8 protein-coding genes are annotated in these 6,926 nt (G+C 51.5%); all 8 read right to left on the bottom strand.

Annotation, left to right across the window (positions count from 1 at the left end):
* On the bottom strand, nucleotides 1–1,216 hold a 1,216-nt coding region (locus tag RDU59_09765), incomplete at its 3' end, for a TonB-dependent receptor plug domain-containing protein (protein ID MDQ7838757.1).
* A 138-nt stretch (nucleotides 1,217–1,354) separates the two neighbouring features.
* Nucleotides 1,355–1,543, bottom strand: coding sequence for a CooT family nickel-binding protein (locus tag RDU59_09760; protein MDQ7838756.1), 189 nt, complete (start codon nucleotides 1,541–1,543; stop codon nucleotides 1,355–1,357).
* 263 nt (nucleotides 1,544–1,806) lie between these two features.
* Nucleotides 1,807–2,541, bottom strand: a complete 735-nt coding sequence (locus RDU59_09755; protein MDQ7838755.1) for an energy transducer TonB — start codon at nucleotides 2,539–2,541, stop codon at nucleotides 1,807–1,809.
* Nucleotides 2,538–3,014 carry a biopolymer transporter ExbD gene (locus RDU59_09750; GenBank protein ID MDQ7838754.1) on the bottom strand — a complete coding sequence of 159 codons (477 nt, stop codon included), beginning with the start codon at nucleotides 3,012–3,014 and terminating at the stop codon, nucleotides 2,538–2,540. The genes RDU59_09755 and RDU59_09750 overlap by 4 nt, the downstream gene beginning before the upstream one ends.
* A gap of 266 nt (nucleotides 3,015–3,280) precedes the next feature.
* On the bottom strand, nucleotides 3,281–3,913 hold the full coding sequence (locus RDU59_09745) for a MotA/TolQ/ExbB proton channel family protein (protein ID MDQ7838753.1): 633 nt from the start codon (nucleotides 3,911–3,913) through the stop codon (nucleotides 3,281–3,283).
* Nucleotides 3,914–4,195: 282 nt separating this feature from the next.
* Nucleotides 4,196–5,281 carry a 2-dehydropantoate 2-reductase gene (locus RDU59_09740; protein ID MDQ7838752.1) on the bottom strand — a complete coding sequence of 362 codons (1,086 nt, stop codon included), beginning with the start codon at nucleotides 5,279–5,281 and terminating at the stop codon, nucleotides 4,196–4,198.
* Entirely contained in the window at nucleotides 5,278–6,321 is a 1,044-nt protein-coding gene (ruvB, locus tag RDU59_09735) for a Holliday junction branch migration DNA helicase RuvB (protein MDQ7838751.1), read from the bottom strand. Before ruvB ends, RDU59_09740 begins: the two co-directional genes overlap by 4 nt.
* Nucleotides 6,318–6,926, bottom strand: a complete 609-nt coding sequence (gene ruvA / locus RDU59_09730) for a Holliday junction branch migration protein RuvA (GenBank protein MDQ7838750.1) — start codon at nucleotides 6,924–6,926, stop codon at nucleotides 6,318–6,320. Before ruvA ends, ruvB begins: the two co-directional genes overlap by 4 nt.

Below are 6,926 nucleotides of genomic sequence, written 5' to 3'. Positions count from 1 at the left end.
CACCCTGTCGGTATGAAACCCCCACGGTAAGGATATTCCCCGGGGCAACCATGAGGTCAGATTGGATTTCGGCCTGGCAGGTTTTACTCGGTGATTCCGAGACCTTGCCCGTACCGCTGTCCCAGGTGGCTGAACTATTGGGCGTGGTATACCAGTTCTTGTTTCGGTCGGTCAGGCTGGCATTCAGTTTGAGGGAACAGCGGTCAGCCGGCTGCGTCTCAATTCGGAGGGTATATATGTCCGCAGCCGTCTTCCCCTCCCCAGTTAGAAAATTGGATTCGCTTAAAGACGCCTTTTGTGCTGGATTATCGAAGGTTACGGATCCGCTGATGACCGGGTCGCCGGAGGCATCCCGCAGATAAGACTCATATCGGTCATAATCATAGGCCCGCTGCTGGCGGACATAGCCTAGGGTAAGTTTTGACGTATTGGGCAGGTCCAAAGCAACCTTGGCGTCAAAGTTGCCTTGTGACCAGGTGTTATTACCTGTGTTGCCAACGAGATAGGTAGTAGAACCTGTGCTCGTAGTGGTCCTGGTCCAGCCCGTAACCGGAATGCCTGCTCCAACCGAGGTGGTCTTGGTAACCAGGTTAGCCGGATAACCGTCCGTATCAAGATATTCCGCACCCAGCCGGAAGCTGATTTTATCGAGAACCTTGTTGCCATAACCGAGGCGGGTTGACCAGGTCTGGTCGGTTCCGTATCCGGCCTTGACCAGTATTTCCTGTTTTTCCGGCATCCGGGTAATGATGTTTACTACGCCGCCCATGGCATTGCCGCCGTAAAGGGCAGATACAGGCCCCCGGACGACCTCAATCTGTTCGACAGATTCGACAGGCAGCCCAGCCCACTCCACGCTATTCGTATAACTATCATTTAATGGAAGACCATCCAGTAAAATAGCGGTACGCTCTTTTCCCGGTAGGCCGCGGAGCGAGATATGGGCTAGGGTGTCCATCAGGCCCTTGCCGCGGCGTTCGAAGACGCCCGGCAGTTCCCGCAGGGCCTGATCCAGGGCCTGGATGTTTCTCTTACTGATATCTTCCCTGGTTACCACGCTGGCGCTGGCCGGGACATTTTCTATTTCTTGAGGGGTCTTGGTAGCGGTTACGATTATTTCTTTTATCGAGGCCGTGTCCTTTGTCTCTTCAGCAACTCCAGACGCGGGGGGTAAAAATACCGTAAACAGAATGACCAAAAGCCACAAACAATACATCTTTAAATCTCCCTTCTTCACAGAGTTTGACAAAAGTCCTCAACTCTGTTACGAAGAGAGTTGAGGTGCGTCCGCCTCTGGCGAGACGTACTTCCTGGAAAGGCAGCTCACATCCTGGCAGAGGGGGCTGCCTTTTCCTTATTTTTCCTTCAGCACCATACGGTGATCGAGAAAGTTTATCTCCTGAATATCAGCCTCTACGTACATCTCTTTTCCCAGAAGACCTCGGAGGTATATCTTGCCGTCTTCCGGACGGAGAAGAATGACGCTGTCCATCAAAAGTTCTTCCTTATCATCTTTTAAGATATAGGCGTTTGTCTCACACATATTCACACCCCCTCATTTAAATTTATCAGGACACAGATTTTCGCAGATACCCGCAGAAAAATGTTTTCTATATTTGATGAATCCGTAAAAAAGCTTTTTCACCGCTGAGCACGCAGAGTCCGCAGAGAAAAACCGTAAAACATCCAATATGTTATCTCAGCGTTCTCTGCGACCTCTGCGGTAAAATTTTACTTTTTCCGAAGCCGTCATATTTAACATCTTGTAAATTTGCGTTCATCTGCGTCCAAAAACAGGAATTCCTACTATCTGTTTACCAACTTAAATACCAGCGGTACATCCAGAGAAAGCCTGTTCATGGCCAGTTCCTCTGGGATGGACGGAAATCTGCTGATGCGCCTTACCGTCCGTTCTGCTGCCTCATCCAGGATACTGAACCCGGAAGACCTGGCGACCCTCAAATCCTCTACCTTCCCATCTCTGCATATGACGAAATGCAGACCCACGGTCCCTTCCCGGTTGTTTCTTTGGGCCCACAAAGGATATTCTTTATACTCTTCCAGCAGGGTCCGGATAAGGGCTAAGTACCCTTCAAAGACGTTGTGTTTTCGGGCCGCAGAAGCAGGACCGGGGGACGAGTTCGTCCCTGAACCAGCCGTCCCGGCCAGCATAGCACTCAGAAACGGGCAAGGAGAAGGCCGCTGTGCCACATCCGGCGTCTCATTTTCCATCCTGCCTTCATTTGCGGGAGCAGATGTCTGTTTCGGCGGCAGCTTCTCAGCCTGTACCGTCTCTTTAGGCGTAAGCGGCTGCGCTGCCTTTGTATCCTTTTTAACGGTTCTCTTCCCGGCCTGACTTGCCGCCCTTACCGGATGACCGGGGGCCGCCGCAGTAACCTCAGAAAATACAAAACGGAGGACAGGGGCCGGCAACCGATGTGGCGACACCTTGTTTTTGAGATCCATTCCCCACAGAAAGAGGACATGTAAGAGGCAGGAGACCAGAAAGAAATAAGGTATGTTGTCAGCGGCCCTTCTCACCGGTCTTTTTCCTCCGCTGAAAGAAGCAGGCCGCGGGCGCCGGCCAGCCGTATCTCGTCCATGATCGAGATCAGGGTCTGCACCCGGCAATCCCGGTCGGACTTGACCACGACCTCTTTCCTGCTGGTTTCGGCCAGCCGCATCTGTAAGGCCTGACGCAGGTCCCGTAGGCCAACTTCGACCTCGTCCACAAAAACCCGGCCTTGCCTGTCGATCGAGACTGTAAGGGGGATGGGCCGGGAAGCCCCGGCCACCTTTGACTGGGGGAGTTCGAGGCTGATCCCGGTCTCCTCTATAAAATGGGCCGACAGCATAAAGAAAATGAGGAGCAGAAAGACCATGTCTATCAGCGGAGCCATGTCCAGCCCTAAGGATTTTTTTTGAGTACGGCGGATGTTTACCAGCATCTGTTTTCCATTTAATCCTGGCGGCTTCGTAAAAAGTCCATTTGCTACGAAATAGCCATCAGCCATCAGCTTTCAGCGATCAGCTAATCGAGTGGGTATTTTTTACTCCTCGCCCCCCTTTACTAAAAGGAGGATAATAAGAAGCACGCCTTATTTTAAGAGAAATTTGTCCGCACTCTTTTACGATGAGCCAATATATTAAGCTGAATGCTGATAGCTGAGTGCTGACTGCCCTTGTTATTTGCGCGCCTTGCAACTGGAGCTTTTTACTGTGCCGTCCAACCCTTGACTTTTACGACTTCATCAATCCTGTTTTTTCAGTTCCTTTTCTCCTACGGCGCCGCTGCCGACTCCCGACTTTCCTCAACCGTCGCTAACAGCCGGGAGGCGGCCATTTCCACCTCACCTGCCAGGCTGTCCACTTTTCTTTCCAGGACAAAGTGACAAAAGGCGGTAGGAATGGCCACAGAGAGTCCGAAGGCCGTGGTAAGCATGGCTTCCCAGATACCGCCGGCCAAGGCCATGGCGTTTACTTTGCCGCCGATGTGTTCAATTACCTGAAAGGCCTGGATCATCCCGGTAACTGTGCCAAGAAGCCCCAAAAGGGGCGCAAGTTGCACAACCAGGGGAAGAATCTTTATCCGGCCCTCGATATTGTCCACGGCCTGGCTCCCCACGGCTGAAGCAATCTCGATGAGCTCTGCCCGTTTCTTTCCTTCGGAAAGATTCAGGATCAGGGCGGTCAGAACTACAGCAACCGGGTTTCTGTTGCCGCTGACGAGTGAAAGAGCGCTATCACCCCCCCCGGCATTAACGGCCCGGACTATCGTGTTCAGGTCCACCCTTGGCGTCCTGGCCAGGCGGTAAAGACAAAAAGAGCGCTCCAAAATAATGGCCAGGGCCAATATGGACAGAAAGAGAATGGGGTACATGACAACCCCACCCTGGAAAAAATAATCTATCAAGGCAAACTCCTTAATTTTAATATCTTCTGAAAATAAACGTTTAACAGCCCCGCCGGGGGCTGTCAAGCATAAGTTCTTTCGGGCCGTATGATCCAATTGAGCAGGCACAGGTGCGGCAGACCGGGTCAAATAGTAGCACGAAAATTAATAAAGTGTTACTTAACAAACTTGTAGGCGATTGTCAATAAGTGGGTGTAGAAAACTTGCAAAAAGTTTGTGATGCTATAAAGACGGTGAGTGATGGGTGAATTAATAGCTGATAGCTGATTTCTGGTTAAACGCTTATCTTTCTGCCTGTAAGTTGTAACTTTTCTCTATACTCTTAACCAGAATGGTCAAGACCTCGTTTACCGGGGTGGCGATGCCCAGGGTTTTTGCTTCCTTGACAACAGCCCCGTTTATGGCCTCGATTTCAGTCCGCTTCTTATTTAAGACGTCCTGCAACATTGAGGAGCGATTTTCGACTGTGGCCAGGCAGGCCGCTTTTGCCTCCTCCACGGCTTGGGGGTTGGCCCGGAGACCCTTGCCGCGGGCTACGGCAAGGGCTTCGGTAATGGCCATAGCCATGAGATTCTGTATCTCCGGGAATTTTACCAGATTGCCATTTTCAAGCCTGGTTAGGGCCGAGAGGGCATTAATCCCTATGTTAACCATGAGCTTGTTCCAGACAATTTCTTCAATGTTATCAACCAGTTTTGTAGCCAATCCAGCGGCAGTTAATATCTCCGCCAGCTTGGCAAGTTGCCCTGACATCCTCTCATCTGGAAGAAAAGACCCGATGCAGGTCGGCCCTGCACCCGCATGGCGGATGTGCCCGGTTTCAACCAGGGTTACGCCGTGAAAGGTGACGCCAACAGCGATTTGTCTCTCCGGCAAGACCTTTTTAAGAACCTCGACATGGCCCAGACCGTTTTGCAGGGTGAGGACCAAAGTATTTTGATGAATGAGCGATGGTAACAGAGATGCCGCTGATTCCGTGTCATAGGATTTTACACAGATGATGACCAGATCGCACGGGCCGATGCCGGCCGTATCGGTGGTTACCTTAATAGGAATAGACGTAACTCCGGTGGGTTCCTCCAGCAATAGATCATGCTTTACGAGATAGGCGGCCCGCTCTTCCGACTTATCCAGAAAACGGACATCCAACCCCAGGCGGCTCAAAAGGCCACCGAAAAAGAGTCCAATAGCGCCCGGGCCGATCACCGCTATCCGCAGTGTAGTACTACTAAGAGGGATTTTTAGGGTTTCCGAATGAATACTATTTTGCCTTCCGGAAGTTTTTCTCTGCGTTCTTTGCGTGCTCTGCGGTGAGATATTTTGGTTGCGGCCATGCCGTGCTGCGCGCTCATGCGGAATGTCGGTCAAAACAGAGGCTCCTGGCTTGATTCCCTGGGCTTCTGATTGAGGTATTGATAGGCGAGGCGGGTGGCAACCCGGCCGCGGGGTGTACGGCTTATGTACCCGCACTGGATCAGGTAAGGCTCATAGACGTCTTCAATCGTATCTTTTTCTTCACATACTGCCGTAGAGAGTGTATCCAGGCCGATAGGCCCGCCGTCAAATTTTTCGATAATCGTAAGGAGTATCTGGCGGTCCATCCGGTCGAATCCCCGATCGTCCACCTCCAGCATATGCAGGGCGGCGTCCGCTACATTTTTGGTGATTACTCCGTCGGCCTTCACCTGGGCAAAATCGCGGACACGACGCAGGAGACGGTTGGCGATACGGGGGGTGCCCCGCGAACGGCGGGCTATTTCGAAGGCCCCTTCTTTATCGATAGAGATGCCCAAAATCCTTGCGGAGCGCGTGATAATGATCTCAAGTTCCTCCGGTGTGTAAAAGTCCACACGCAAGACCACACCAAAGCGGTCTCGCAAGGGCGGGGTTAGAAGCCCGGCTCGGGTAGTCGCCCCTACTAAGGTGAAACGCGGGAGTTCAAGCTTGATAATCCGGGCGCTAGGTCCCTGGCCGATAATGATGTCCAGTTGATAGTCTTCCATGGCCGGATAGAGCATTTCTTCTACCACGCGGTTCAACCGGTGGACCTCATCGATAAAAAGGACATCATGATCTTTCAGATTAGTGAGGATGGCGGCTAAGTCGCCTGTTTTTTCAATAACCGGGCCGGAAGTAGCCCTTATATTCACTGAAAGCTCTTTAGCTAAGATATACGCCAGGGTAGTCTTGCCCAGTCCCGGGTGACCATGAAAGAGCACATGATCCAGGGATTCTTTTCGGTTCCGGGCGGCCTCGATAAAAACACGCAAATTAGCTTTCAGGTTCTCCTGGCCTATGTATTCTTCCAGGTTCCGGGGGCGCAGATTGCTCTCATAACGGGCTTCGTCGTCTTCGATGGTCGGTGCTATCGGCGAGGGTCGCTTTTTGTTGTCTGTAGTTGAATTCATGGCCGTGATATGACCCTTAGGACTTGTTTTAAGAGCTCTTCCAAAGAAAACAGGCCGTTATTTTCCCTTTCGACTCTGGCCATGGCAGCTTCCGCAGCGGCCTTTTTATAACCAAGATTGACCAGGGCAGAGACGGCGTCTGCATAAAGCCTCTTGTTTTCTGCGGTCACCGGGATAGTGGCAGGGTAGGATTCAGGCGTTTTTTTACCTATCTTGTCCCTTAATTCGATCACCATTCGTTCCGCCGTCTTCTTGCCTACGCCCGGAATACTGATTATCCGGCTTACATCTCCCGATAGTATGGCCTGTTCCAGATCAGCCACACCGATGCCTGAAAGGATGTTAAGCGCCAGTTTGGGGCCTATACCTGAGATACTTATCAGGGACATAAACATTATTTTCTCGGCCATAGTCTTAAAGCCATAAAGCTGCAACACATCTTCCCGCAGGTGTGTATAGGTCTGCAGGCTGACCGGGCTATCCGCCTCCGGCAACTCATAAAAGGTGGAAAGCGGGATGAACACCTGATAGCCGACTCCATTTACATTAAGGATGACATATTCCGGCGATTTATAAAGTATATTTCCTTCCAAGCGGGCAATCAT

It is taken from the genome of Thermodesulfobacteriota bacterium (assembly GCA_031082315.1).
Classification (GTDB): domain Bacteria; phylum Desulfobacterota; class QYQD01; order QYQD01; family QYQD01; genus QYQD01.
Note: the sequence above shows the minus strand (reverse complement) of the source record. Positions and strands in the feature narration are given on the sequence as shown.